34 protein-coding genes and 2 pseudogenes are annotated in these 25,056 nt (G+C 53.4%); 13 read left to right on the forward strand and 23 right to left on the reverse strand.

What is annotated here, in order from left to right:
• Positions 1–111 precede the first annotated feature (111 nt).
• Positions 112–1,038, forward strand: coding sequence for a LysR family transcriptional regulator (locus JLG71_RS17625; RefSeq protein WP_004131117.1), 927 nt, complete (start codon positions 112–114; stop codon positions 1,036–1,038).
• A gap of 400 nt (positions 1,039–1,438) precedes the next feature.
• Entirely contained in the window at positions 1,439–2,263 is an 825-nt protein-coding gene (locus JLG71_RS17630) for a transporter substrate-binding domain-containing protein (protein WP_024359628.1), read from the forward strand.
• Positions 2,264–2,267: 4 nt separating this feature from the next.
• Here JLG71_RS17630 and JLG71_RS17635 read toward each other — a convergent pair whose 3' ends face one another.
• The gene (locus tag JLG71_RS17635; RefSeq protein ID WP_200913722.1) at positions 2,268–3,677 is read right to left on the reverse strand and encodes an MmgE/PrpD family protein; all 1,410 of its coding nucleotides are present in this window, start codon (positions 3,675–3,677) and stop codon (positions 2,268–2,270) included.
• A gap of 142 nt (positions 3,678–3,819) precedes the next feature.
• Here JLG71_RS17635 and JLG71_RS17640 point away from each other — a divergent pair, with 142 nt between their 5' ends.
• The 5 genes from JLG71_RS17640 (at position 3,820) to JLG71_RS17660 (ending at position 7,959) form a co-directional block, all read left to right on the forward strand.
• A complete protein-coding gene (locus JLG71_RS17640; RefSeq protein ID WP_025106197.1) occupies positions 3,820–4,491 on the forward strand; it encodes an amino acid ABC transporter permease in 672 nt (223 codons plus the stop codon).
• 13 nt (positions 4,492–4,504) lie between these two features.
• Positions 4,505–5,170 carry an amino acid ABC transporter permease gene (locus JLG71_RS17645; RefSeq protein WP_014228720.1) on the forward strand — a complete coding sequence of 222 codons (666 nt, stop codon included), beginning with the start codon at positions 4,505–4,507 and terminating at the stop codon, positions 5,168–5,170.
• Between the two features lie 16 nt (positions 5,171–5,186).
• The gene (locus tag JLG71_RS17650) at positions 5,187–5,966 is read left to right on the forward strand and encodes an amino acid ABC transporter ATP-binding protein (protein WP_154920333.1); all 780 of its coding nucleotides are present in this window, start codon (positions 5,187–5,189) and stop codon (positions 5,964–5,966) included.
• Between the two features lie 15 nt (positions 5,967–5,981).
• Entirely contained in the window at positions 5,982–6,947 is a 966-nt protein-coding gene (locus tag JLG71_RS17655; protein WP_038424287.1) for an aminotransferase class IV, read from the forward strand.
• 433 nt (positions 6,948–7,380) lie between these two features.
• Complete coding sequence (locus tag JLG71_RS17660) at positions 7,381–7,959, forward strand: TetR/AcrR family transcriptional regulator (protein WP_004849617.1); 579 nt, start codon at positions 7,381–7,383, stop codon at positions 7,957–7,959.
• Here the strand turns inward: JLG71_RS17660 and JLG71_RS17665 are convergent.
• Positions 7,939–9,030 carry an iron-containing redox enzyme family protein gene (locus tag JLG71_RS17665; protein ID WP_014228717.1) on the reverse strand — a complete coding sequence of 364 codons (1,092 nt, stop codon included), beginning with the start codon at positions 9,028–9,030 and terminating at the stop codon, positions 7,939–7,941. The genes JLG71_RS17660 and JLG71_RS17665 overlap by 21 nt on opposite strands.
• 213 nt (positions 9,031–9,243) lie before the next feature.
• Between JLG71_RS17665 and JLG71_RS17670 the strand changes: the two genes are divergently transcribed.
• From JLG71_RS17670 to JLG71_RS17685, 4 genes and pseudogenes are all read left to right on the forward strand, one after another.
• Positions 9,244–10,146 (forward strand): DMT family transporter, encoded by a 903-nt coding sequence (locus JLG71_RS17670; RefSeq protein ID WP_014228716.1) that lies wholly within the window; start codon positions 9,244–9,246, stop codon positions 10,144–10,146.
• A gap of 44 nt (positions 10,147–10,190) precedes the next feature.
• Positions 10,191–11,330 (forward strand): MFS transporter, encoded by a 1,140-nt coding sequence (locus JLG71_RS17675; protein WP_049083516.1) that lies wholly within the window; start codon positions 10,191–10,193, stop codon positions 11,328–11,330.
• Entirely contained in the window at positions 11,303–12,532 is a 1,230-nt protein-coding gene (locus JLG71_RS17680) for an 8-amino-7-oxononanoate synthase family protein (RefSeq protein WP_048263155.1), read from the forward strand. Before JLG71_RS17675 ends, JLG71_RS17680 begins: the two co-directional genes overlap by 28 nt.
• An 80-nt stretch (positions 12,533–12,612) precedes the next feature.
• Positions 12,613–12,940: pseudogene (locus tag JLG71_RS17685) on the forward strand (aromatic amino acid transport family protein).
• A gap of 191 nt (positions 12,941–13,131) precedes the next feature.
• Here the strand turns inward: JLG71_RS17685 and JLG71_RS17690 are convergent.
• The 18 genes and pseudogenes from JLG71_RS17690 to JLG71_RS17770 all read right to left on the reverse strand — a co-directional run.
• A pseudogene (locus JLG71_RS17690) lies at positions 13,132–13,332 on the reverse strand (hypothetical protein); the annotation flags it as partial.
• A 161-nt stretch (positions 13,333–13,493) separates the two neighbouring features.
• Entirely contained in the window at positions 13,494–13,883 is a 390-nt protein-coding gene (locus tag JLG71_RS17695) for a Mor transcription activator family protein (RefSeq protein ID WP_001281701.1), read from the reverse strand.
• Positions 13,855–14,304, reverse strand: a complete 450-nt coding sequence (locus JLG71_RS17700) for a gp16 family protein (RefSeq protein ID WP_001170114.1) — start codon at positions 14,302–14,304, stop codon at positions 13,855–13,857. The genes JLG71_RS17695 and JLG71_RS17700 overlap by 29 nt, the downstream gene beginning before the upstream one ends.
• A gap of 1 nt (position 14,305) precedes the next feature.
• Positions 14,306–14,512, reverse strand: a complete 207-nt coding sequence (locus JLG71_RS17705; protein WP_000206212.1) for a hypothetical protein — start codon at positions 14,510–14,512, stop codon at positions 14,306–14,308.
• The gene (locus tag JLG71_RS17710) at positions 14,502–14,732 is read right to left on the reverse strand and encodes a hypothetical protein (RefSeq protein WP_000631813.1); all 231 of its coding nucleotides are present in this window, start codon (positions 14,730–14,732) and stop codon (positions 14,502–14,504) included. The genes JLG71_RS17705 and JLG71_RS17710 overlap by 11 nt, the downstream gene beginning before the upstream one ends.
• Positions 14,729–15,412 (reverse strand): DUF2786 domain-containing protein, encoded by a 684-nt coding sequence (locus tag JLG71_RS17715; RefSeq protein ID WP_000132039.1) that lies wholly within the window; start codon positions 15,410–15,412, stop codon positions 14,729–14,731. The genes JLG71_RS17710 and JLG71_RS17715 overlap by 4 nt, the downstream gene beginning before the upstream one ends.
• Positions 15,409–15,624 (reverse strand): hypothetical protein, encoded by a 216-nt coding sequence (locus tag JLG71_RS17720; protein WP_000763554.1) that lies wholly within the window; start codon positions 15,622–15,624, stop codon positions 15,409–15,411. The genes JLG71_RS17715 and JLG71_RS17720 overlap by 4 nt, the downstream gene beginning before the upstream one ends.
• Before the next feature lie 14 nt (positions 15,625–15,638).
• Positions 15,639–15,935, reverse strand: a complete 297-nt coding sequence (locus JLG71_RS17725; RefSeq protein WP_001295929.1) for a nucleoside triphosphate pyrophosphohydrolase family protein — start codon at positions 15,933–15,935, stop codon at positions 15,639–15,641.
• Between the two features lie 9 nt (positions 15,936–15,944).
• Positions 15,945–16,217: a hypothetical protein gene (locus JLG71_RS17730; RefSeq protein WP_000632576.1), complete on the reverse strand. Its 273-nt coding sequence runs from the start codon at positions 16,215–16,217 to the stop codon at positions 15,945–15,947.
• Complete coding sequence (locus JLG71_RS28560; RefSeq protein WP_001295928.1) at positions 16,214–16,408, reverse strand: hypothetical protein; 195 nt, start codon at positions 16,406–16,408, stop codon at positions 16,214–16,216. Before JLG71_RS28560 ends, JLG71_RS17730 begins: the two co-directional genes overlap by 4 nt.
• Positions 16,409–16,505: 97 nt before the next feature.
• A complete protein-coding gene (locus JLG71_RS17735) occupies positions 16,506–17,036 on the reverse strand; it encodes a host-nuclease inhibitor Gam family protein (protein ID WP_001140136.1) in 531 nt (176 codons plus the stop codon).
• Between the two features lie 27 nt (positions 17,037–17,063).
• Positions 17,064–17,333: a hypothetical protein gene (locus tag JLG71_RS17740; protein WP_000843446.1), complete on the reverse strand. Its 270-nt coding sequence runs from the start codon at positions 17,331–17,333 to the stop codon at positions 17,064–17,066.
• A 2-nt stretch (positions 17,334–17,335) separates the two neighbouring features.
• Entirely contained in the window at positions 17,336–18,502 is a 1,167-nt protein-coding gene (locus JLG71_RS17745; protein ID WP_000960679.1) for an ExeA family protein, read from the reverse strand.
• 10 nt (positions 18,503–18,512) lie between these two features.
• Positions 18,513–20,282: a DDE-type integrase/transposase/recombinase gene (locus tag JLG71_RS17750; protein ID WP_000186588.1), complete on the reverse strand. Its 1,770-nt coding sequence runs from the start codon at positions 20,280–20,282 to the stop codon at positions 18,513–18,515.
• A gap of 15 nt (positions 20,283–20,297) precedes the next feature.
• Positions 20,298–20,615, reverse strand: coding sequence for a hypothetical protein (locus tag JLG71_RS17755; RefSeq protein ID WP_001095645.1), 318 nt, complete (start codon positions 20,613–20,615; stop codon positions 20,298–20,300).
• The gene (locus tag JLG71_RS17760; protein ID WP_000533817.1) at positions 20,615–21,535 is read right to left on the reverse strand and encodes a DUF3102 domain-containing protein; all 921 of its coding nucleotides are present in this window, start codon (positions 21,533–21,535) and stop codon (positions 20,615–20,617) included. Before JLG71_RS17760 ends, JLG71_RS17755 begins: the two co-directional genes overlap by 1 nt.
• A gap of 10 nt (positions 21,536–21,545) precedes the next feature.
• Complete coding sequence (locus JLG71_RS17765; protein ID WP_000047759.1) at positions 21,546–21,854, reverse strand: helix-turn-helix domain-containing protein; 309 nt, start codon at positions 21,852–21,854, stop codon at positions 21,546–21,548.
• Between the two features lie 52 nt (positions 21,855–21,906).
• Positions 21,907–22,095, reverse strand: coding sequence for a DNA-binding protein (locus JLG71_RS17770; RefSeq protein ID WP_000123378.1), 189 nt, complete (start codon positions 22,093–22,095; stop codon positions 21,907–21,909).
• Positions 22,096–22,188: 93 nt separating this feature from the next.
• Between JLG71_RS17770 and JLG71_RS17775 the strand changes: the two genes are divergently transcribed.
• The gene (locus JLG71_RS17775) at positions 22,189–22,545 is read left to right on the forward strand and encodes a helix-turn-helix domain-containing protein (protein WP_000031013.1); all 357 of its coding nucleotides are present in this window, start codon (positions 22,189–22,191) and stop codon (positions 22,543–22,545) included.
• 116 nt (positions 22,546–22,661) lie between these two features.
• Here the strand turns inward: JLG71_RS17775 and JLG71_RS17780 are convergent, their stop codons facing one another.
• Together JLG71_RS17780 and JLG71_RS17785 are read right to left on the reverse strand one after the other, a co-directional pair.
• Positions 22,662–23,426 carry a DNA adenine methylase gene (locus tag JLG71_RS17780; protein ID WP_000783854.1) on the reverse strand — a complete coding sequence of 255 codons (765 nt, stop codon included), beginning with the start codon at positions 23,424–23,426 and terminating at the stop codon, positions 22,662–22,664.
• Positions 23,427–23,616: 190 nt separating this feature from the next.
• Positions 23,617–23,832: a hypothetical protein gene (locus JLG71_RS17785; RefSeq protein WP_001069611.1), complete on the reverse strand. Its 216-nt coding sequence runs from the start codon at positions 23,830–23,832 to the stop codon at positions 23,617–23,619.
• Here JLG71_RS17785 and JLG71_RS17790 point away from each other — a divergent pair.
• The gene (locus JLG71_RS17790) at positions 23,831–24,235 is read left to right on the forward strand and encodes a hypothetical protein (RefSeq protein ID WP_000972294.1); all 405 of its coding nucleotides are present in this window, start codon (positions 23,831–23,833) and stop codon (positions 24,233–24,235) included. The two genes, JLG71_RS17785 and JLG71_RS17790, sit on opposite strands and share 2 nt — an antisense overlap.
• Here the strand turns inward: JLG71_RS17790 and JLG71_RS17795 are convergent.
• Positions 24,211–24,939 (reverse strand): hypothetical protein, encoded by a 729-nt coding sequence (locus JLG71_RS17795; RefSeq protein ID WP_000194951.1) that lies wholly within the window; start codon positions 24,937–24,939, stop codon positions 24,211–24,213. The two genes, JLG71_RS17790 and JLG71_RS17795, sit on opposite strands and share 25 nt — an antisense overlap.
• Positions 24,940–25,056: the final 117 nt, after the last annotated feature.

Raw genomic sequence — 25,056 nt, forward strand, 5'->3', positions numbered from 1 at the left:
AGACGAATACATAATTCTAATGCCAATAAAACCATCGATTAATACGTTTTGCGTATAAATAGCGGTTAGGTTAGTGTGTTTGCATCGCGATAAAGTCTGGAGTGAAATCTCATGCTGCACGATCTTCAAGGTATACAAGCGTTTGTTAAAATTGCAGAAATTGGATGTTTCACAAGAGCATCACATTTTCTTCACACATCCCAACCGGCGTTAACCCGCCGGATTAAAAAACTTGAAGAGCAGCTGGGAGCTACGCTATTTGAACGGACAACCAGAAACATTAAACTCACGGCTGTAGGCAGAGAGTTTTTACCTAAGGCAAAGAATTTAATAGATTTTTATGAAAGCTCGATCCTGAGTATTAAAGAAATGGCCACCCATCAAAGCGGCGTTGTCACCCTGTCCTGTCTCCCCACCGCGGCGTTCTATTTCCTCCCTTCGGTCATCAGGGACTATAACAATCACTACCCCAATATCCGTATCCGCATCCTCGAGCATAGCGCCAGCGATTGTCTTGAAGCCGTCTTAAACGGTGACGCAGATTTCGGCATAAACATGATAAACATCACACATCCCAATATCGATTTCTCGCCGCTGGTCAATGAACCTTTCGTATTAGCCTGCCGACGGGACCACGAACTGGCGCAGAAATCGCTGATCTTGTGGGAAGACCTGGCCAACTTCAGGCTTATTGGCGTTAGACGTTCAAGCGGTAACCGCTCGCTGATCGATCAAGCGCTGGAGAATATGGACTGGAAGCCCAACTGGTTCTATGAAGTCAGGCATCTGTCGACGTCGCTGGGTATGGTAGAGGCAGGGCTTGGCGTGGCGGTGGTTCCCAGTCTGGCCATGCCGACCGATGAGCATCACATTCTTGTCAGCCGTCCGCTCGTTGAGCCGGTTATTCGCCGCACGCTCGGTCTCGTGCTGCGCAGAGAAACGGCGCTGAGCCCTGCAGCGGAAAAGTTCAGGGAGATGCTATTACAACTCTGGTCACAGGATACAAGCAGCCCGTGGATAGGGAAATTTACCCGGTAGAGCCGCTTTTATCTTCGGCACTCTAGCGCCTGACGCTGCGTGAGGGACGCGGCGATATCATTTTCAGGCCGGGGACGCGCTCGTCTGGCAATTATTGTCGCTCTTTTATAAGCCTGGCTGTCAGAAGTGATATTTTTAACGTCCCGGCAAACTATGACTCCCACCAGATCGGAATTTTTATATTCGGCGACGGAAATAAAGCACCTTAGAACAATAGCGCATTAAGTTATGAATAATATGTGCAACGCGCCGTAATTTAAGCGAAACCGGTTAGGTATCAGCAAATAACATTCGGGCATGAGTTAAACCAAAAAATAATAATGCACTGATAACAAACTCCGTTATCGTGTTCGCGTAATACGTTGTTTTTCAGAAATGACTTTCTCATCAGGGTAAAAATATGCCAACAAAAATTCATAAATTGCTGTTGTCGCTGGCGATCGCCGCCGCGCCTTTTTTCAGCCATGCCGAAGAGTCCACCTGGGATCATATTAAGCAATCGGGCGAACTGCGCATCGGCGTCGCGCAGGGAGAACCGTGGTATTTCAAAGATCCAGCCACCGGTCAGTGGAACGGCATTGGCTATAACGTGGGTAAAGTACTGGCAAAAGATTTAGGCGTAAAACTGGTGCCGGTGGAGACCACCTGGGGAAATGCGGTCGCCGCGCTGCAGGCCGGGCAGATTGATACCATGCTGGTGCTGGACCCCACCGATGAACGCCGCAAAGCCGCCGACTTTTCCGACCAGCCTTTCCTCTGGTATGCGCAGGGGGTCCTGATCCGCGACGGCGTGAAGGCCGAGAGCTGGGAAGATCTCAATCGCCCGGATATTAAGATTGGCGTCACGCTCGGCAGCAGCCCGGACCTGATACTGACCAAAAAATTACCCAAAGTGCAGCTTGTGCGCTTTACCAATATGGATGAAGGCGTCGCAGCCTTCTACGCCGGACGCGTCGACGCCCTCTCGTACGTCCACCCGGCGCTGGCTCTGCAGCAGGCAAAAGTGCACAAAGGCAACCTGATTCTGCCAAAACCGATTATTGCCATCAGCACCGGCGGCGCGCTGCGCAAAGAGAGCGATCCCCGCTTCCGCAACTTTCTGAATGAAGAGTTTGCCAAAATTTACCAGTCGGGACAGAGCAAACAGTTTTATGAAGACGCCCTTAAGCTACGCGGTGTGGATATCAGCAAAGTGCCCTCGGTGATTAAAGAAGAGTGGAAATAAGCGACTACTCTCCTGGCGCGGACAGAAGCGGCGAGATTGCCGCGCCAATGTCCGCGCAGCGTTCCATATCCAGCAGAGCGTCAATCAGCCGCGCTGCCCGCGGCGCGCTGAGGCGTGATGATAGGTTGGCCACGCATTTATCCACGATCCGCTGTTCCGGCAGCGGATTTTCTGCACACCCCGGCGGGAAGTCGATACGCTCTCCGGCGATCGTCCTTCCCTTTACCACAATGTCCACGCGCGCGGCGGGACGGCGATGCTGCAGCATCAGCTGTTCAAAGGTCTCATCGGCGATGATTTCAACCCGGTCAGCGAAGGCAAGGAGTGGCGCCGCGCCGCGCGTCCGATCGCTGCTCCACTGATGACGCGCGATTTTAAACGCCAGGCAGGCTATCGCCAGCGGCAGACTGAACTGCGCATCGGTATTGCTGACGGGACGCGCGTCGGCGAAAAAACGCGCCAGGGTAAAACTACCGTAAACGCGAATCCGCTCAATCGACTCTGGCGACGGAATACGGTCCAGCAGACGCTCAAACGACGCCAGCGCCGTATGCATCCAGCGGCATACCGGATAGTCTTTGAAACTGGCGTGCCTGAGCTGCCAGTGCATCGCCAGATGATCCGTCAGCCGTTCTGGCTGAAAGCGGTCGGAGCCTGACATCCGCCAGAATCCCTGTTCACCATCGAGTATCTCGCGCGGCCCCACTATCCCCGCGAGGTGTAGCTCCACCGCGCGTACGCCGGCCTCTGCCGCCGGCGCGTTGTAATCCTTAAACGAAACCAGTGGACGCGCCTGCCAGTTGTATTTATGCAACGTGGGCAAAGGGGTTAACGAGGCGGCCAGTCCCAGGCTATTTTCCAGCCCCGCGGCATCGCAGCCGCGCAGTAAACCATACGCCACCGCCGCCCCCAGCGATTCGTGCTGGCACACGCCGTACACTTGTTGAAACCGTTCAGGACTCGGCTGCTGAGAGATAATCACGCGGCTGTTGATTTCCCAGGCCGCCACCAGAGAGGTCAGCAACGCCCCGCCGCTGACCGCCCCGCCCTGGCCCACCGCGGCCAGCGCCCCGGCCACCAGCGTGGCGCCGGGATGCCCCATCCCCCGCCCGGCGACTTCAAAACCATCGTCATAATCCAGCGCGTTTATCGCAGCGGCGTTGAGGAACGCGGCGCCGCTGGCGGAGAGCGGAGTTCCACCGTCGAGCACCGCGCTTTTGCCGGTCGCGTACTGGCTACGAATAACCCGCGCGCTTTTCCGCAGCACGCTGTCTTCGCAGCCGGCAACGCCGCAGCCCAGGCTATCGATAAAATGCAGAGCGATCCTGGCTTTCACCGACGCCGGTATCGCAGACGGGGTGAGTTCGCCGGCAAAACGCGCCAGCGTAGCGGTTAAGGAATCAGAGTTTGGCATTGCTTTCTCGCGTAAATATTTATAACCAAAAGAGATAATAGCAATGGTTTTTATTATTTAATTATCACATTTCGCTACTGCTAAGATGATGTCGTTCTAAAACCATCACCATCGTTTTGCGTTTTTCAGGGGTTCCAGAACTATGTCGTATCAATGGGATTTTGCCGCCATCTGGCCATATCGCATGCTGTTGCTGGAGGGGCTGTGGGGTACCATTCAGATCGGCGTCACCAGTATTTTATTCGGCATGCTGGCCGGCATTGCGCTGGCGTTGATGAAGGCCTCGCCGCTAACGTTCTTCCGTCTTCCGGCGCTGATACTGATCGGCTTTTATCGTAATACTCCCGCTATCGTCCACTTCTTCTGGATCTACTACGCTCTGCCAGTCGTCAGCCCGCTGACGCTCTCGCCGTTTGCTGCCGCGGTACTGGCGCTCTCCGCCCAGTCGGCCGCGTTTTATGCCGAAGTTTACCGCGGCGGCATCCAGTCGATCGGCGCCGGACAATGGGAAGGCGCGAAGGCGTTGGGCATGTCGCGCGCCACCGCGCTCCGCCGGGTCATTTTCCCTCAGGCGCTGCGCAGAATGATTCCTCCTTTCCTTGAGCGTTCTTTCGAACTGCTCAAATCCACCGCCCTTGCTTCGTCTCTGGCGTACAGCGAGCTGCTGTATCAGGCGATGCAAATCAACAGTCAGACTTACCGGCCCCTGGAAGTGTATTCGCTTATTGCGGTGATGTACTTCACCCTGCTGCTGATTATCAGCCAGGGCAGCCAGCTGCTTGAACGACGCCTTGCCGTCTCCGACTCACGTTAACGAGAGAACAACCATGCATTATCAGTGGGACTTTTCCCTTGTCTGGCAAAACTTGCCGGTACTGCTGAAGGGACTGGGCGTTACGCTGGAGCTATGGCTGCTGGCGGGAATTGTCGGCACGCTGATCGGGCTTGCCGTTGGCGTCGTCCGTGCCCGCGGGCCGCGCTATTTTTATCCCCTTACCAGCGCCTTTGTCGAGGTGTTCCGCAATACGCCGGTGCTTATCCAGCTCATCTGGTTCTACTATGCCTTTCCGGTGCTGGTGGGCATTCAGTTTTCCACTTTTGGCGCCGCCGCACTGGCGTTAACCCTGTACACCGCCGCCTACAGCACCGAGATTTTTCGCGCCGGGCTACAGTCCATCGAACGCGGGCAGTGGGAAGGGGCAAAAGCCTTAGGCATGCCGCCGGGCGTGATGCTGCGGCGTATTATCCTGCCGCAGGTATTTCGCCGTATGTTGCCAGCCCTGACAAACCGCATGATTGAACTGGCGAAGGTGACCTCCCTCGCCTCGATTCTCACGGTTAACGAACTGATGTATCAGGGCAGGCTGCTAAGCAGTACCTGGTATCGCCCGGTGGAGATTTTCACCGTCGTCGCCCTGCTCTATTTTGTGCTGATCTGGCCCGGAAGTTACCTGGCGGCACGTCTGGAGCGCCGCTACCGTCCACATCCTTAATATGATGAGAAAGGCCATGTCAGAGAAAAAAGTCGTCATGCGGATACGCGCCCTGCACAAACGCTTTGGTGCGCAAAGCGTGTTACAGGGCATCGATTTAGATATCTATGCCGGTGAGAAAATCGCCATCATTGGCGGCAGCGGCTCGGGTAAGAGCACCCTGCTGCGCTGTCTGAACTTTATGGAAATACCCAGCGCTGGCACCGTAGAACTGGACGGCGTTACCCTCGGTAAAATCGACAGCCGCGGTCAGCGGCGCTATAGCGAAAAACAGCTGAGCAATGTTCGCCAGCGCGTGGGGATGGTGTTTCAGCAATTTAATCTCTTCCCGCATCTCACGGTGCTGCAAAATGTCAGCGAAGCCCTGATATCGGTGAAAAAGATGCGTCGCGAAGAGGCGATGCGCATTGCCCACGCGCAGCTGGAAAAAGTGGGGCTCGGCCATAAGCACCAGGCCTGGCCCGGCAGCCTGTCCGGCGGTCAACAGCAGCGCGTCGCTATTGCTCGCGCCCTGGCAATGGCGCCAGAGATAATATTATTCGATGAGCCCACCTCGTCCCTCGACCCTGAACTCGTGGGGGAAGTGCTGCATACCATCCGTGAACTGGCAGATGAGGGGCGGACGCTGCTGCTGGTCACTCATGAGCTGGGCTTTGCCTGGCATTTCGCCGATCGGGTGATTTTTATCGAAAACGGCGTGATTCATGAAATGGGCACCCCGGAAGAGGTGCTGCGCCATCCGCGCCAACCGCGCACCCAGGCCTTCCTTTCCCGTTTCGCTGAACGGGCATTTTAACCGCAAGGAAACATGATGAGTTTAGCTCTCTCCGCTCAAAGCAGTCAGGCGTACCTGCAGGATACGCGCAACGACAATGTGCAGGTGTACGTCAACGGCGAATTCGTTCATCGCGATCGCGCCACGGTTTCCGTTTTCGATTCCGGCTACGTCTGCGGCGACGGGGTCTGGGAGGGGCTGCGGCTGGTGAACGGCAAGCTGATCGCCCTTCAGGCGCATCTCGATCGCCTGTTTGCCGGGGCGGCCGCTATCCAGCTCAATATCGGCCATAGTCGTGAGGAGCTAACCGATATTATGTACAGCACGCTGAAGATAAACGGTATGACGGACGGCGCCCATCTGCGGCTCATGATCACCCGCGGCAAAAAGCGCACGCCAAATCAGGACCCGCGCTTTATCCTCGGCGGCGCCACTATCGTCTGCGTGGCGGAATATAAGGTTGTGGATGAACAGGCCAAACGGCGCGGCCTTGCCCTGTTCACCTCGACCTATCGTACCAGCGCGCCGGATGTTTTCGATTTGCGTCTTAATTCCCACAGCCGCCTGAATTTGATCCAGGCGCTATTGCAGGCGCTGGACGCCGGCGCAGATGAAGCGCTGATGCTGGACCCTCATGGGTTTGTCGCCAGCTGCAATTCCACCAACTTTTTTATCGTACGCCAGGGCGAGCTGTGGACCTCAAACGGCCTGTACTGCTTTAACGGTATTACCCGCCACACTATCTTGTCACTGGCGCGCCAGCAGGGCCTCGGCGTGCAGGAAAGATCCTTTACCCTTGCCGAAGCCTTCACTGCGGACGAAGCTTTTGTCACCGGAACGCTGGCAGGTATTACCCCGGTAAACAGGCTCGACGGCAGGCGCTTCGACCTCAACGAAAATCCGGTGACCCGACGTATCAGCGGCTGGTATCAGGACTATTTACAGCAGGCGGAGTCGCCGCCCGCCGACCATCGCCGGACGAAAAAAAACCCGCAGAGATAGCGCGGGTTGATTCAAATGCAAATCCATTGACTGCAAATAACATCACAATAACCAGGCGTTATTTTATGATGTGCATCACAAAAACATCACCCCCTGTTCGGGGGGGATGCTGACTTCTCCCGGGCCTCTCGTTATCCTCCCCGCGCGCAGCGTGGAGGGCTAAGGGCATAACGTGGCGGCCCAGCGCAGCTCTGATTCGCGCAGCGCAAAGATCGCCTGAGGGATTTTTGCTTTTTTTGCAGCCGGATGTAAGAATCGACAACAATTTTTATGGGTCAACGCGTTCACTGATGCCGCTCACCGCAGGGGCTGGGATATCGGCCATCGGGATGACATTGCGCATACGTCGTTGCAGCGTGCCGCCCGCCATATCAAATGAATGACTGCTCGCTACCAGAAACCCTCTGTATTACTTCATTCCACGGGAAACAGTATGAAGCCAAAACAAGCGGAAATTATCCGCCAGTCAATGTCTCTGTTTAACAAAGAGGGGTATCAGTCGCCGAGTATTGACCGGATATCGGAGAATGCGGGCATCTCCAAAATGACCTTCTACCGCTACTATGCGGATAAAGAGGCGCTCATTCTTGATATTTTACAGCAGAAAGAGAGTGAGTTTATGCAGGCGCTGCAGGAGATTACCGCCGATAAACCTTCGGGCCGCGAGAAGCTGTTTGCCGTCTTCGAATATTACAATAACTGGTTCACCTGTGAGGATTTCCACGGCTGCATGTTCACCCGCGCCCTGTTTGAATATGGAACCTCGTCTTCCGCTATCCGGGCGACATGCTCACGGTTTAAATCGCGCCTCTACCAGTTTTTCCGCGACATTCTTACCCTGCTGTTAAAACCGGAACCTGCGGAACGGGTGGCGATGATGATGCTCATGCTGATTGATGGCGCCATTGCCGCTCAGCAGGCGGAGTCCTCGGAATGCCGGGAGATCCCTCCCGGAATAACGGCCTGGAGCGCGGCAAAAGCGCTTATTTATTCAGAGGGCGGCACCCTCTGACTCGCGTTCTACAACGGTACGTAACGCCTCCAGCAGACAATCGTAGTAATCGCAGCAGGTCTGAAGACGCAGCGCTGCGCCAACGTAGACCTCCTCCAGCGCAGCCGGGTTTTTATTGCCGATCGGAACAATAACGTTATTCAGCCACCCATCGGCGTGACCGATATCAACCTCGATATGTTCCGCGTAATAATGCACGTCGCGATCCGTAAGGCCAATGCGACGGCACCCGGTCACGAGCTTCTGGTACTGCGGCGGGTCCAGCAGTTCCGTCATCGCCATCACGCCGAGCGATTTGTAGTAATGCTGACGGTTAACGCCGCCCAGCATGAACGCGTTATACCCGGCGAGCCCCTGCCAGTCATACAGATGGGCGAAATGGTTTTCAGGTAGCGCAATATCTCTGCGCTTCAGCAAATCCTTATACAAATTAACGTGCGTAAACTCCTGGCTGCCCTGGCCTATTTCATCCCAAAGGTTCTGGGCAATTTCTGCACGCGTTTCTGGCAGAGAGCCGACCAGCCCCATCGCGACCAGATCGAAAAACAGCAAATTGAGCGCGCTATCGCTTTTGAAGAAATAGTCTATTTGCGTAGCAGAGGCGGAAGAGGAGAGGAAATCAAAGAGGGGATGGTGCGAAGCCGGATGTTTCTGACATAAATGACGGAGTTCCTCAACGATATTCCCGGCGTCAAGCGCGGGTATCGGGAAACTGAAACGTTTTTTTTCCACCCGGAGCCATTCTGATTCGATGTAGCTTCTGATCCCGCAGAGTAATGGATGAAACTGGTTTTTTGCCGCCGCCGATAGCGGCTCCGCCAGCCACGCCTGGTAGAGTTTAAACAGCGCGCTGTGGGCACGTTTTTTCGCTTGCGGATCGTTGGCGGTAAAAGCCTTAGTACAGGTATTTTCGGTCAGGTACCAGGCTCTGTCCGCCAGTAGCGGATTGGCCGTCAGTTTCAGTGAAAGCGCGTTGCTGTGAAGAAGCTGGTCAATCATGTCATCCAGAGAGAGCCTGGCCATTGCGGAATGTTGTTCGTTCCCGGTGAAACCATTTTCTGTCTTACGCATTGATTTATCCCTGTTTAATGCATGGTATGTATACGTTATCGTACAGACAAATATGCTGCAATCAGATTTTTTGCACACAGGTAACTAATTTTTAAACACATGATTTAAAATAAAAAAATAATAAAATCCCCCAATAACCATAAAATTTAATTGATATATTAAAAAAAATAAAGTTACCATTTAGTACAGTTATAAGCGATGCAAGGAATGAGCATGCCTTACCTGTTACTCACGCTGGCGGCCCTGTTTTGGGGAGGGAATTATGTCGTAGGGCATATTCTCGTTCAGGGCGCGGATCCGATTCTCATGACCGAAGCGAGATGGGCGTTGACCGCACTACTGCTGGTATTGCTGTATCAGCGTCAAATCCGCGACAGTCGGCCGTTGTTCCGCCAGAATGGCGCAACGCTGCTGGTTCTAACGCTGTGTGGACAGGTGAGCTTTCCCTTAACCCTCTATATTGGTCTGCAGTCGACGTCTGCGCTGAACGCGGCGATTTACATGTCTGCGACCCCCTGTATGGTGCTGATGATTAATCGCCTGATCTTCCATGACCGGGTATCGGCGCGGAACTGGTGGGGCGTGATCTTTAGTACCGCAGGGGTGCTGCTGCTCCTGCTGCATGGCAACCTGAGCAACGCAGAGGGGCTAAAAGGGTTTAGCCAGGGCGATCTGTGGGCAATGGGCTCGGCGCTAAGCTGGGCAGTATACTGCTCGCTGTTGCGTAACAAAGATCGTCGTATCCCCGCCAATGCTTTCGTCGCCGTCAGTTCGCTTCTTGGCGCCCTTATTCTGCTTCCGGTGGTGATTTTCTGGCTGTGGCTGCACCCCGCCACCTCATTCGCCGCCTACCACGATATCGCTTTCCTTACTGGACTGGCGTATCTGGTGATTTTCCCCTCATGGCTGGCCTACCTGTTCTGGAATAAAGGCATCGCGGCTATTGGCGCGACTCGCGGTGAGATTTATACCCATATTATTCCGCTTTCCGGCGGCATATTAAGCATTGTGTTTTTACATACCCAGCCGCATCTCTATCATTTACTGAGCTCGCTGTTAATTTTGACCGGAATCGCGATTTGCTCATTCGCTAAAAAAGCAGCGGCGTATTCATAAATAATAATCTAACGTTTTAACCCATATTCACCGAAGAGTTTAATATGCTCAGGATATACTTATACCTTATTCTCGCCGCATCGGTTTCCGCGCTGGCGACAGATATGATCGTGCCCGCGCTGCCCCTATTACAAAAAGCGTTTACTACCGATTATTCGGCTATTCAGTTAACCATTAGTGGTTTTCTGGTGATATACGCGGCGAGCCAGTTATTATCAGGATTTCTTGGCGAAAAGTTGGGTAAATTACGCGTACTGACGGCCAGCTTTTTGCTTTTCCTCGCGGGCAGCCTCCTCTGTTTTATGTCCGATAGTTTAATGATGCTGTTGGCCGGCAGGGCATTACAGGCCCTGGGCGCCGGCGCCGGGCCGGTCCTGTCTAAAGCTATCGCTAAAGAGACGTTCTCCCCGCTAACGCTCAAGCGCGCGCTTTCCGATATTTCTTCCGCCAGCGCGGTGGTTCCTCTTATTGCGCCGCTGGCCGGCGCCGCACTCCTCGGCTATCTGAGCTGGAATTGGATATTCCTGGTTATGGCCCTGTTTAGCGTCGTCACCCTTGTGCTCTCTCCGCGTCGCCTTGAGCAGCATGATGCGGTCGCGGCGCCCTCCTCTTCCGGGTTTATCACCCCGGCATTTATTCAGGGAACGCTGCTGGTTTCGCTGATTCTGAGTTCGCTGTTTTGCTATATCTCGCTGTCGCCGGCCATTTTTATGCAGCAGCTGGGGCTAAGCACCATGCACTACTCGTTGCTCTTTTCTGCTTCCGTATTATTTTTTATTATTGGCAATCAGATCGCCAAATTCGAGCGAATAATTAACCCGTGGATTTTATTTATCCTGAATGCGCTGGCGGTTACCCCATTTATTATCGGCAGCCACTCACTACTATTATGTATCGCCGGATCGATGGTTTTTAACCTCACCCTTGGCGCCTATTACCCGAGCGCGAATTTTATCGCGCTGCAAATCAAAGGCAGCAAAACAGGTATTGCGGCGTCCGTCACTGGATTTATTCAAACGGTGAGCGCCGGCGCCATCAGCTATTTCGCCGTAAAACTAACGGATACCGGTATGGGGTTTGACAGAACCCTCGGTGCAAGCACGTTAACACTGGCAATTCTGTCTCTTCTGGTAGTCACGACAATGAAGGTAACGCAATGGAAAACTGGCAAAAAAGGAAAATAGACAGGTCGCTAAAATATCAGACCCGGGTATTCTCTGAACATATTAATGAACTGGTCGCGGTAAAAAGGGACGGCAAGGTCATCACCCTCGAAGATGGCAGAAAAATGGTGGAATTTGTCTCATGCTCTTATCTTGGGCTAGAGACTCACCCGGCGCTGAAAAAAGCGGTTGTCGACGCCATTGAGCGTTTTGGCGTGCAGGTTTCTGTCGCCAGAACGCGGGTAAAAGTCGATCTGTTCCCGCAGCTGGAAGCACGACTGAACGACATCATGCATGGGGCTCATACTCTGACGTTTAACGCCGTGACCCCTTGCCATATCGCAGTGCTGCCGCTGCTGGCATCCGGGACGCTGCCGCATTTTACGTTCAGCAAAAAACCCTATTTTATTATGGAGAAGACCGCGCACGCGACGTTGCAGATCAACCGCGGGCTTTTACAGCAGTTTGGGGAAGTCGTCAGAATTGATTTTCAGGATAAGGCGCGGATTGAAGAGGCTTTTCGCTATGCGGCCAGCCAGGGATTAACGCCGATCTCGGTATCAGACAGCGTAGGCTCAATGGGCGGCGTCGCCCCCGTCGCGCATATTGTCCGCCTGGCGCATCAGTATGACGGCTACGCGTATATAGACGATGCGCACGGCACCTCTATCTACGGAGAGTACGGTTCCGGATACGTTATGTCATGCCTCGGCCATCGGCTTGACGAACGTATTATTATCGCCGGCTCGCTATCTAAAGCCTTTGGCTCACACGGCGGATTTATCGCCTGTCGCGACGCTGAGACCATCAAATTTATTAAGACCTACGGCACAACCTACGCCTTTGGTGGGCCGCCTTCATTGCCTGGAATTGCCGCCTGCGTAGCCGCCGCCGATCTCCACCTGGACGGCACCGTCGCTGCCCGCCAGGAGAAGCTTCAGAACGTCATTCGCTATTTTGACGAAGTTTTCGGCAAGATCGACATCGTTAACCGGGGTACGACGATGCCGATTCGGGGGATCCTGATTGGTAACGAAGATCTCGCCATCACGATGTGCAAAAAACTGCACGATCGCGGCTTCGCGACGACCGTGGCGATGTATCCAACCGTTGAAGAAGGGCACGCCATTCTGCGTTGCGCATTGTCGGCGCTCCACGAGAGCGGGCAAATCGACGACTTCCATAAAAACTTCAGAGAATCATTGGCTGAAGCCACGAAATAAATAGCTGCTGCCGGCCTGCTTCGGCAGGCCGCCTACGGATGCTGGTCTCTTTTGGATGTATTGCCGTTTTAGCCTCACTGATGTCAGCCTCAATCGGTTTGAATGATTATCTCGAGGATATGCTGAACAAAATTAACCGCCGGGGCTCACGCCCGCTGGCCATATTTTTGACCTATTTTCCTGCCGCGCTGGCCTGTATTTGCCCCGCAAGGATTTTTGTCTGCCCTGGCCTTCGCCGGCATCTCGCTGGTGCTGTGGAGTATATTATTGCCGCCTTATTTACTCATTAAGGCCAGGCGTTCCGCACTGCCGGCGGTATATTTTTTCCCGGCCAGTAACTTCATCCTGAAAAGGATTATTGCCGTTGGAGCCATACTCTGGCTACTGATGATTTACGCTTTTCTTTAATAAAAAAGAACCGGGATAACCCGGATATTCAAAAACTCCCGGTTTTCCCAATCTGACAGCCGAACAATACACCATGGGGCCCAATATTCATCGCTATATTCAGGCGTGATGAAAAGCGCCGCGGACTGCGGCGCTTTTCTCTGCTTTCGGACGGTCACGCCAGGCGCTCGTTGAGCAGGCAGGCGAGCGCCTTAATGTTGTTCAGCATGGCGCCGGGCTTCAGGACGGATCCTGAACCAGATCGCATACATGGCGGGCAAGAACACCAGCGTCATGACGGTTCCCCCCAACGTCCCGCCAATCAGGGTATAGGCGAGCGTCCCCCAGAACACCGAATGGGTCAGAGGAATGAACGCCAGAACGGCGGCCATGGCCGTCAGTAAGACGGGCTGATTAGACTTGAGATAAATGACAGGGAATAAGTGAGATATTTATGGGAAGAACTGGGTCAAAATGGGAAGAGACTAGGAGGAATATGCAATAACCTTACAGTATGTGAAAATCAGACCGGCCCGAAAAAAAAACAGAACTCGCGCCAGCCTGATTGCAGATATTACTCTTTTTTCTCCGTATCTGCATCGGGTTCATCAGCAAATAGCTTGCCCTGCATCCGATCCAGTTCTTCTTTTCTTACCCGCTTAACCACGCTGTAGACCCACTGAAGCGAAACACCAAATTTGCGGGCCAGTTCGTGGTGGTTGCGTCCGTTAAACTCCCTGAAGATTTCCCGGTCGCGCTGACTGACCTTCCATACCATGCCCATCGGGAAATAAACGTTTTGCCCGCCCCAGACCTGCATCATTCGGTTCGCGACGGCCTGACCAATCTGGTCGGCAACTTCGGGCTCAATATCAATAATCTCGCGAACGGTCTCAGAGGTATGCTGTGCCAGTTCCACCAGGAGTTCCGGCCCCTTACTTCGAAACTGATTCAGGTCGCTCATGTTTGACTCCCGCAGCTCTGCGCTGCCACTTCTTCAGTTTCTCAATAACACTGCTTGCCTGTTCAGTACTGAGCCAGCGCAGGGCGCTGATGCCCGTTTCCCGCTTGATCCACCTCGCTAATGCATTTTCTGAACGGTCACGAACAATGCCGGCAGCAGCCATTTCAAGCCATAGCGCACGAATTTTCCTGGACTGCGGATGGTTATCAAGCGGTAAACCGGAGCTGGCTTTTCTGGCTGGTTTAACGCGAAAGCCTTTCTTTTTCATGGATTCCAGCACGCAGTTTAGTTGTGTGGTATCCATTCCTTTGGTTGAGGCTTTACCGGTCAGCCCCTGTAACATCTGGCGGTAGGTGTCTTCATCCATACCCAGTTCATTACGGGCAATATGGATAAGCTGTATCAGGCGTTTTTTCTGCATATCATCTCCTTTTTTTCAGTCTGTCGGCAACAATGTCGGTTGCAGCTGGCAGGGTGACTGGCCAGAACAACATGACGGCGGTCATGTACAGGATGTAATGCGCGGTGTCGTAGTGCCTGCCATAGCCCAGGGAACGATGAAGTCTTGCGCTGCATGATCCTGCGTACATATACCAGAAAAGAAAACAGACAATGGTTTCAGTAGTCATTCTGAATACCTCCCCATTCGATATGAATATTACGGGCAGCAATGACAGGGTCGTTATTCCACCATGCACCTGACATGTATTTTTCAACCTGTTCGCGTCCGGCAATAACACCAATTGTGATCCCCGGCCTGACGTTCTTAAAAAAGGCGCGGGCAAAAAGGTATCTGGCAGATATTCGGCAGGCTTTTAATTTCCGGCTTTTACCTGATAGCGTAATCATCTGGCCTCCAGTTTCTGTTGTTCCTGCCCACTGACCGGGCGGTGCAGTCTGACGTTCTGCCCTTCACGAAACCCCGCATAGCGCGAGGCGTCGCCATTGCGGCTTCTTCCCGGTTTACGCGCCCTGGTGGTTTGCGTCTGCGGGTATTTATGTTCCAGCCACTGCTGCATCAGTTCACGCTCATCATCGGTCAGGGCAAAGGACTGTATTTCACTGATAACGGCCAGCACCCAGCCTTCGGCAAACTGGTCTCCACGGCTGGTGCGGGTGGCGGTTTTTATTCTTTTGTTCTGTGCACTGATATACTGCTGACGCGCCTTTTTCAGCTGACGGGCCAGCACTTCCCAGGTGTATGCAGCCAGTGCCGCACGTTCCCGGTTGCCGTAGAACCCCACAGACGGATGCGTGCCGGGGTGAATGATGGAGTTAACACCAAATACCTCGCGGATGATGTTCATCAGGCCCAGCATGTAGCGCGGTGGACGGAGACTGCCTGTCGGCCAGTAGTGACTGATGGTTTCATCAATATCACTCATAGCAATGTCGGAATGTGTGATGCCGTGAACATCCATCAGTTTACGGGCTCGGCGCAGTGCCAGAGCGGCCTCGTGCGGGTTGCCGGATGCGGCCAGCGCCAGCAACTTTTTCAGTTTCTCAATGTGTTTATTCTGGTCTGTCATTGTTCTGTATCTCCGGTATTTTTCTGCCGTTTCCATGCCCGGACAGCGTCGGACAGCTCTTTCAGGCTGTATGCTGCTTTAAGCTTTTCCCATAACCACTGTGTTGTTATGTGCATCAGCAGGGCAGCCAGGGCTGCCCCCGCACTGAGGCATGTCGCCAGGCCAGTAAGAATCAGTGTCCATGCGGTGATTTCCCTGAGTATGTCAGCCATTGAATGCCTCCCGGTTACTCGTTCGTGTAAATCACGCCCAGTCGTGCAGCCAGACGTTCCAGTTTTTTCTGTTTGTGGAAGTCAATCAGCCGGTCCATCCCCTGAAGGCGCAGTTGCTCTGTCATGATTTCCACGTCTGCCAGCTCTGCCGCGAGGTCACTTTCGCTGCCCTGTCCGTTCAGGTTGCGGGCGGCACTGGCCGCCAGTTCAGCGGCCTCTTCTGCCAGTTTCAGGGCCTGTGCGTCCGGCCCGAAACGCTGCAGGGCCAGACGGTAGAGGGCGGTGCGGGTGAGTTCGGTGTTTCGTGTCATGCCGCGCCCTCAGTGCTTCCGGCTGACGGTGATGTGCAGGCCGCCTTCTGCAGTGGTTTCCATCCGGTACGGCACCTCATGCTCTGCCGTGTGGGTGAGTGTGTTCATCAGTACCTGCAGGGCAGCCTCCTTTCCGTTGGTCGCCACAATGGCCTGTGTGGCCATGCTGATTAGCGCCGTCAGGACGTGCTTCACATCGGTGAGGTCGCGGCATTCACACTCGTTGACATAGTGTTCAACAAGGGTTCGGGTGCGCTGTCGTGCTTCCTGTGGGGTAATCATTGCGAGTCCTCCCTGTCAGGGCGGGAGAATTCCATGACGGGCACGTCTGCCGAAAAATGCTGGCTGCAGTACGGGCAGACCAGGGTGACGCGTACCGCAGGGATGTGGTATTTACCGGACATCACGGCGATGGCGCTGTGAAAACGCAGGGCTGTTATATCCCTCTCGCACTGAATACATTTAAATATCATGATTTAATTCTCCTCTGTTTCCGGCGTGCAGAAGCCCGCGGCGCTGACGTCGGAATAAAAAAGAAAATGTTTTTATTAAATAATTAACGTGGTGTGTTTACTGCACATCCTGCTCAAAAGGAATTATTGAAAAATCCTCAATGTCGCTTTTAATGGAAATACCGGGAATATTTTTCACGGCCTCTTTTTCATTCAGGATAGCGTCTTTATTTATTTCCTCTTTTACACGAATAAAGCGCTCAAGCCCCAGACGTCTCAGTAATTCAATAACATTATCCGCCCCACGGATACTGACTGATGGCGGACGGTTTCGCCACTGCACCTCGCCGGTGGTGAGGTTAGCGAACTTCACCTTCCCGTTGCCGGTCAGTTCATCACGGTGTGCCTCACACCATGTCTGAATACCGGACTGCAGTTCGGCCATGCGTTTTTTCAGGCTCTCGGTGAGCGGGGCATAACGTGCGGTGATATCGCCAATGGCGTCATTCATTTCTGTTTCAGCCCTGACCAGTTCACGTTGTGCGTCACCGAGTAGTCTGATTCCCTCAATGACCTCTTCACGTGTCCCCGGCACCCAGAGTGCTGCTGCGGCCTTGATACGTTTTGCACCTTTTGTACTTTTTGCCATTTTTTATGATTTCTCCAGTTGTGCTGATTACCACAAAGATTCCGGCCACACGACGCGACAGCCGTGCAGTTCGAAAACGCCCTGACGGAAATATCCCCTGTGGTCATGTCCGGTATACAGATAACAGGCCTTTCCCTGCTCAAGCATGCGCATGCAATGCGCACTCCGGGAAACGCGGATGACAGGTTTGTTACCCCTGATGGTGATGCTTTGTACATCCGTGTTCGTCGCCTTAAGCGCCATAATGGCTGACTGCACTTTGCTGATTTGCTGGTTGATACCTGTGGTGGATTTCATTATTAAACCCCTTTGACAACGTCAGCGTTGACCTGTGGAACCCCGATTTCAGCGGCCAGATTCATGGCGGCTATTACCAGGTTACTGACGGCCAGCGGATACAGCAGGCTGACCATATTTTTACGGTGACTTCCCGGATTGCTCAGGCGGGCACGTATGGCATCCACTGCACCGGCGTCCATAATGTCCGTCAGCTGTTTACCGGCCCGTTGCAGTTTGAACGTCAGAAATTCTTCAAGGTTATTGTCCAGAGGCAGAAGTTCGACCACCTCACAGCGCTGAACGACTTCACGGACTTCCATATTGCGTTCAGACAGTTTTGTCGCCAGTTCCGGCTGGCCAATCAGCACGATGGACAGCAGTTTTTTGAAACCGGACTCCAGCTCAAAAAAGCGTTTGAGGTGTTTCAGTGTCGGAATGGGCAGACTGTGGGCCTCCTCAATCACCAGAACGTGGCTGAACCCCGCCTGGCTGCTGTCTTTCAGGACGCGATGCAACTGGCGAAAACGGGCGTCCTGACTGCGTCTGATGCTTTCCAGTGGTGCGATGGTACTGATAATGGCTTCGGCAATAGCTGCTGCCTTCAGGGTTTTCCCTTTCACATCGTTGTCTTCCATAGCGATGATGTATGGCTCGATAACAATTACCGGCGCATTCTCGCGGTTGATACGTTCAGTCAGGTCGCGGCGCAGCGTGGATTTACCCGCACCGGACTCACCGATGACGGCCATAAACCCACCATGACGGGCTGTCTGGTACAGCGCCTCACGCACGTAGCGAATGTCCGGGGTGGTGAACACATCATCAGAACCCTGCATGGCTTCGTCGGCGAACGGGTCACGGAAAAGACCAAACGCTTTTTTGGTTGCTGGAAATAACACCTGTTTTTTGAGTAACATATTCTCTTCCTCACTGAGGCTCGTTTTATCTGTGGTACCCGCTGTACGGGGCGTGGCCGCGCCCTGTACAGCATCAAAACTCTTCGTTGTATCAATCCCCTGACTTTCCAGCCAGGACGCAAGACGCCGGCGCACTTCTCCGGGGCTGGTGCGGGGCCACGCGTTATGATTCACAATCTGGGCCAGCGTGGCCTCAGAAACATCGACAGCTCTCGCCACCACCGCCTGTGGAATACGGGCCTCTTTCAGTTGCTGCTTCAGTACCAGCATGTTTCCCTCCTCAGTTGCCGTTAACAATGCTGATAACACTGCTGCGGGCCGGTGTGGTCAGCGTGGCCATGACTTCATCCAGTGCGGCTTCCGGTACGCCGTCCGGGTACTGTGCCGTTAACTGGCGGTAATGTTCCGGCGTCCAGGTAAGGCCGTCGGCGCTGAACTTATCGCGCAGGGCTTTCGCGGCCTCCACATGAGTCATGGGACGTTGTTCAGTGCGCGGCCCGCGTACGTCAGAGGCCTGACCACGCTTCGGCATATAGGCCGGAAGTGTGGTGTCGTCGATATGTTTATACGGGTCAAGCCGCCCGCCGAACGGCAGCGCCTTCGCCTTGCGTGCGGCGGCTGCATCTGCGGCGTTGTCTGTACCGGTAACCAGCGCTTCGGTTTCTTTTGCCGCCATCTGTGCCGGGGTTTCCGGCAGGGCTTTGTAACTTTCGCCAAATACCGCCGCGCCTTCAGCAAAGCCAAACTCGTTCTTTCTGACCTCTTCGACCAGGAAGAACGTCTCGTGGCCGTCCTCACCGGTCAGAACCACCTGTGCCACATCGCTGCGCCATGGGTTACGGGTAATCATCAGTTTTTCACCAACCAGTACGCCCGGTACCGTTGATACGTCAAATTCAGTGCCCCGGAACGAGACACGAAGTTTTGGCGTGACTTTGCGGAGTTCTGGTGCCGCCACAGCCAGTTCACGACATACCTCAACGGAAGGCGCTTTTTTCAGCTGCTCAGCAGTAATCTTCAGCCAGATATCCGTGCGGGTTTTACCGTGGCGGCTGTGAACAGCCGTGGCGTTAAAGTGGCTGCGCCATTTCGCGGCCAGCGCGTTGAGTTCTTCCAGACTGTGAACCGGCCGGAACTTCAGACCCGGCTCCAGCTTGCGTTCGATAATGTCACGCGCCTTTTCCACCTGTCCGGTGGCGCGGGCGTTATGCGGCTTGTGCGCTATCAGGTCGATGCCCAGTGAGCGGCACATGTTTTTCGTCATACCCGCGGTGTTTGCCGAGCCGGGGTCGAGATAGAGTATTTTCGGCACGCCGTGCAGCACGTCTGCGCCGCCACGCTCCTGCATGGCGTTGATAAGCACAGAACACAGGTTCTCACCTGATTCCGCGCCCGTCACATACTCAACGTAAATCCAGCCGCTGGCATGGTCGGTAATCTCGTAACTCCACACGCGGTCACTGGCGATACGGGCAAGGTTAGCGGGCTTGTTCTTGTAGAACTTCGCGCTGTCCATCACCTGCAGCCCTTTATGTCCATTGCTCAGGTAGTAAAGCGTGCAGAGTGAGGCGTCAATCTGCCAGACATGATTGGGATGCAGACTGGCCACTTCGGTATGTGGTGCAGGGGCATCCAGTTGTTCCGGGTGCAGGCCATAGTTACGCAGAGCACGGCTGATGGCATCTTCAGACAACGGGAAAAACTCACTGGTGGTTTCATCTGTTCTGCCTGCGGTGATAAAGCCGTTAGCCCGCAGGGTTTCCACTGCATCTGCGATGGAATAGAGACGCTTACCGTTCTTGCGGGTGGCCTCACGCAGTGTGGCAGATATCAGCGCGGCTTCGTCGCGGGTCAGGGCGCTGCGCCCGGCATCGGCGCGTTTTTTGCGTTTATCAGTCACAGATACCTCCTTCAGCCTGCGCAGCAGAGTGGCGCGGGACATGCCAAGTTCAGCACAGGCAGCGTCGTATATTGCACCGCGTTTACCATGCCCCGCGTCACGTGCCGCGCGGGCTGTTTCAACCAGTTTTTCAGTCAGTGCCGGGGTCATAGCTTGTCTTCCCTGTTATCCGATTCTGGCGGCAATTTTTCTGGCGAGGTCGCACAGTGTTTCGCCATCGCAGGTTTTCACCACGGTATTTACCGGTTGCGGTGCAACTACCGGGCGTAATGCTGACTGATTCTGCAGACGTCTTATCTGCTGCATCAGCATCACCTCCATCGTCAGTACAAACGGGTGCGTCTCCTGTGCGGGTACGCAGATTTCACCGGAAGGGGTCACCACGCGGAAACCCTGCACCATCTCCGGCAGCAGATTACACAGTGCGTGCCCCAGTGCCTCCGGGCTGTCCATCAGGGTATTTTGTGTGTTATTCGTATTCATTACTGCATATCCTCCGGTCGGTTGATTTCAGGTTCCGGTTCGGTCAGCCAGGCGGGGGCATCGTTACCCGATGGAGCGGCCTCAAGGTCAAACGTCTCACGTAATGCATGAACACTGCGTTCAATCTGGCAGACCAGACCGGCCATGAAATCTCTGGGGGTATCGATCATGTTTTTGGTGCAGTATTCACACAGGGTCTCAAAAACACTGGACAGCCGGACGGCGATAGCCGATTCGGCCTCAACCGCTAATGCCGTCACTTCCGCCCGCAATTTTTTCAGTTCTTCGTCTGGCGGCGGAGGTTGCAGGCGCGATTTCTTCTCCAGTTTTGTGGCCAGTTCGTTGATTTTTTCGTCCTTTCCGGCAAGCACCTGTTGCTGAGCTGCGTTGGTTTCGCGCGCTTCACGCAGGGCGGCCTTCAGTTCGCGGCTGGTCATGCGATCAATATCATCAAGCGTTGCACCGGCGACGGTTCCACCATCAGCTAATGCGTCGAGTTCTTCGTCATCCAGAACCATCAGTTCATATAACTTGGTTTTTCCCAAAACGCTCAGCGCTGAGCGTTTTGGCTGTTCATCTCCATTGCCGAGAAATTTCACGCTGGCCTGCATCATGCGACGAGCTACCTGTGGTGCTAATCCGAGGTCGTTTTCCAGAATATTTGTGAAATCACCATGCGGTTCATTTTCTTTTAAGATGATCAGCCGCTTACCCGCTTCCAACATAGATTCAGCACTCTGCGCCATATAAAAACGTGCTTCGTGAACGATGCGTTCACGTTCATAAGGCAGTCCATCACCAAACTGCTGCATGATCTCCATGCGATGCTGTGTCATGGCATTCAGGCTGACGTTGAGATCATCCGACAGCGGTACATCGGCGTTCAGTTCAGTGTTAATCGGTGATTTGGTACGTCCCATTGATTACTCCTTACAAACGACTACCTGAAATGACACGTTGGTTAATTTCGTTAATACGATCCTGTGCACGTGCCATCTCGTTACTGTGGGCCATGGCGATCTGCAGTAACTGGATGCCCGGTGCAAAACGTCCGTTCTCCAGTTTCAGAGCCAGCCCTTCTTCAATGAGGGTGTTGAGTGCCCGGTTGATGTTTGCCGGTGACTCGTGCAGTGCTGTCGCCAGTTCACCGTTAGAAATACCGTTCAGGGCATGACCGCGCAGCGCTTTGAGTACCCGGAGGATGCGACTGCCGGAGCTTGAAACATTCGTCTTACTCATCTGCATACCTCTTTTGCGATATGTGATAACCTTTTACAAAGACTCAAAATATTTAGGCCGCCTGAGCTGTTGATTTCAGTCCCAACTTCACGGCGATTTCATGGGATTTACCGTAACGGGCTTTGGTCTGCCCGTTGAGAACGCGGTATACCTCATTGCGGTTGTAGCCGTTTTCTTCTGCCCAGCGGGTGAAAGTGATCCCGCGCTGGCGGAAGAGAGCTTTGACTTGTTCTGCAGTCATCGTTGTCTCCTTTGTTGATGCAATGATGTTTGCCTTATATGTGTTAGATTATTGCTCATAATTATGAGCATATCAAGATAGAGATTCACTTTTATGAGCAAAGATATAGGAGAGCGCGTTATTTCTGTGAGGAAGAAAGCAGGGTTGAACCAGAGAGAATTTGCAGCTCGTTTAGGTATTTCTAATGGTGGTATCAGTCAGATTGAAAATGGAAAGGCGATGCCTGGAGGGGAGTTTCTGTTAAAGATGCATCAAGAGTTTAATGTTGATGTAAATTGGTTGCTCACTGGAATGAGCACAGATGGTATGACTAGAAACCAGAATCAAATTTCCCCAGAAAAACAAAAACTAATAGATACTTTTGACGACATGACACCAGACCAACAACGCTCATTTCTTGAGATTGGGCGATTCTATACTCAGCCAAAACCAGGAAAAATCGCAGGCTGATACTGACCCGGACACAAAGGACAGGTGGTTGATCTGGATGCTTTCAGAAAACATCGCCAGTGACATAGTGGAAGTTGTTTGGTTTACCGGAAAGCATTGTGCTTTCCGGTTTTGTTTCAGAAGTTGCAGATTAGCAGTTCACGGCGCGGCGTGGGTTTACCCGCCAGACTGTAGTTGATATTCACTGTCTGTATGTTCAGTCCAGTGAACACCTCGCGCATCTGCGGGATGTCGTTCACCGAAATTATCATTTTTCCTCTGATGCACCGGGCCAGCTCTGCCAGCCGCGAGTAGTTCCCTTCAGGAAAATCCACACCATAGCCTTCCGTACCCAGGTACGGTGGGTCGCAGTAGAACAGCGTGTGCGGACGATCATAACGCTCAATGCACTGTTGCCAGTCCATGTGTTCTATGACTGTTCTGGAAAGCCGCAGGTGTGCCGCTGACAGTTCTTCTTCAATACGTAGCAGGTTGAAGCGTGGCGGGGATGTGGTGGAGGTACCGAAGCTGTGCTCTGCCACCTTGCCGCCAAACGCCTGCTTCTGAAGGTAGTAGAACCGTGCCGCACGCTGGATATCCGTCAGTGTTTCTTCCGGGGTGATCTGCAGCCATTTGTAGATCTGACGGCTGACCAGCGCCCATTTGAACTGGCGGACAAATTCTTCCAGGTGATGCTTTACCACCCGGTACAGATTCACCAGTTCACCGTTGATATCATTGATGACTTCGATCTTGCCGGGTGTCTTAAGAAAATAGAGCGCTGCTGCCCCACAAAACGGCTCCACATAACATTCATGCGCCGGAAACAGCGGCAGAATGTGTTTTGCAAGGCGGCGTTTGCCACCAATCCACGGCACGATGGGTAATGTCTGCATTTTCATAATCTGCAAGCCTTTTACAATTATTAAAAAATATGGCAGTCTGGTCAGGTCTCGCGAGACTGACTGAACCTTGGTCGGCTCACAGCGCATTCCTGTGGGGCGATGACCAGCCCGGCTTTCGGGTGCCGGGCTGGTCGTTCTTTCATGATGCGGCAGGGATGGCGGGATTTCTGTTAATGTGGTTTAGGGATTATCCGGGGCGATTTTCTGACCTTATCCGGTCCAGGGCATAAGTAATACCTTCTGCAAAAACAGAAGTATCAAACTGCTTTTGTATTCCCTGAAAATGAAAAGCGGCACGACAGACACTCAGTTCTCCGCGGTATAACCGGATAATATCTTCCAGAACATTGTTCACTGCTTCAGCACGGCGCTGATGTTCTGTTAACGTTAATCGGGGATTCATGATGCACTCCTTAAATGATGATTTTTATGTACTCACCGGCAAAATATTCTGCCGATTACTGAACACGCATCCGGCACCTCAGGTTTTGATTTATTCTGGTTTTTTCGATATCCCGGACCAGGTTGATCACGACCAGAAAAAGTGCCGGTGTTTTATTGATACGCTGATATGGCTTCGGGATAACAGCTATATTCGTTACTCTCAGTTGCTGGCTGTGGGAGCGGCTGATGTCGTCCTCACGGAAAAAACGCTCTGTCTGCTCAATGCCATGCCGACCTTTCTGCAGCCCCGGCCCGTACCATTTAAAGAGTCACTTCTGGATGCAGTAAAAACCGGTGAAAATGCAGTCATCGCTGAATGCGTATCCCGGATTATGCGTTACGTGTTTAATGAACGTAAGTGAGGTTTATCCGCTGTCTGCATAATCCCGATAGCCAGTGCGAGGGGAAGTAATTCCGGGGAAACTCTTTCAAACAGCGATGCCCATTCTCCTCTCGCCATCACTCTGTCCAGCCCGCCCTCCAGTTGCATTTCAGCAATCTTCCTGATTTCCCGGAACAACGCCGCTTTGATCTCTTCATGCTCAGCTTTATTTTCCGGTGTCAGAAGGTATTCGTCGAAGAACCGGGGAGGCTGGTTAATCGGGATGTGTTCCTGTTTGCCGTACTTCGGGGACGAACAACATTCTGTTGACTGACCAGTGAGTTTACGTAACTCCTTCATGAGCAGCTCCTGATCGTAAACTGTCATCAGTGCCGCAATGGTGGCATGCAGTGCATCGGGCAGTATCCAGGGTTGCCGGCCCGTGGGGCATATAACATCCAGCAGCTCATTCGTCCGACAGATACGCTCCTCGCCGTATGACAACAGGCCCTGTCCCGTGTATTCCTCCAGCCTGATCACTGTGCCAGCCCGTGGTTTCTGCCATGTGCTCAGATCATCCCCACTCATACGGCGCTCACCGTCCACGTCTGCGGCGTCGACAATGACGCTGTTTCCGAATTCCTGTTTCACCACTTCCTCTATTCGCGCCAGTACGTAACTTTTACCGCTGCCCACAGGACCGGACACGGTGACAGTGATGACCGGATTCAGTGTCTGCGTCATATCGTATTCTCCTCTGTGAATAATTCATCGTTTATCCTGCACATCCCGTATCCCCGGCTCTCTTAACGCGCTTTAAAATCCTTCGCGCCCTGTATTTGTGATGCTGTCTCCACCAGA

This window comes from Klebsiella michiganensis, from assembly GCF_015139575.1.
In the GTDB taxonomy this organism is placed as follows: domain Bacteria; phylum Pseudomonadota; class Gammaproteobacteria; order Enterobacterales; family Enterobacteriaceae; genus Klebsiella; species Klebsiella michiganensis.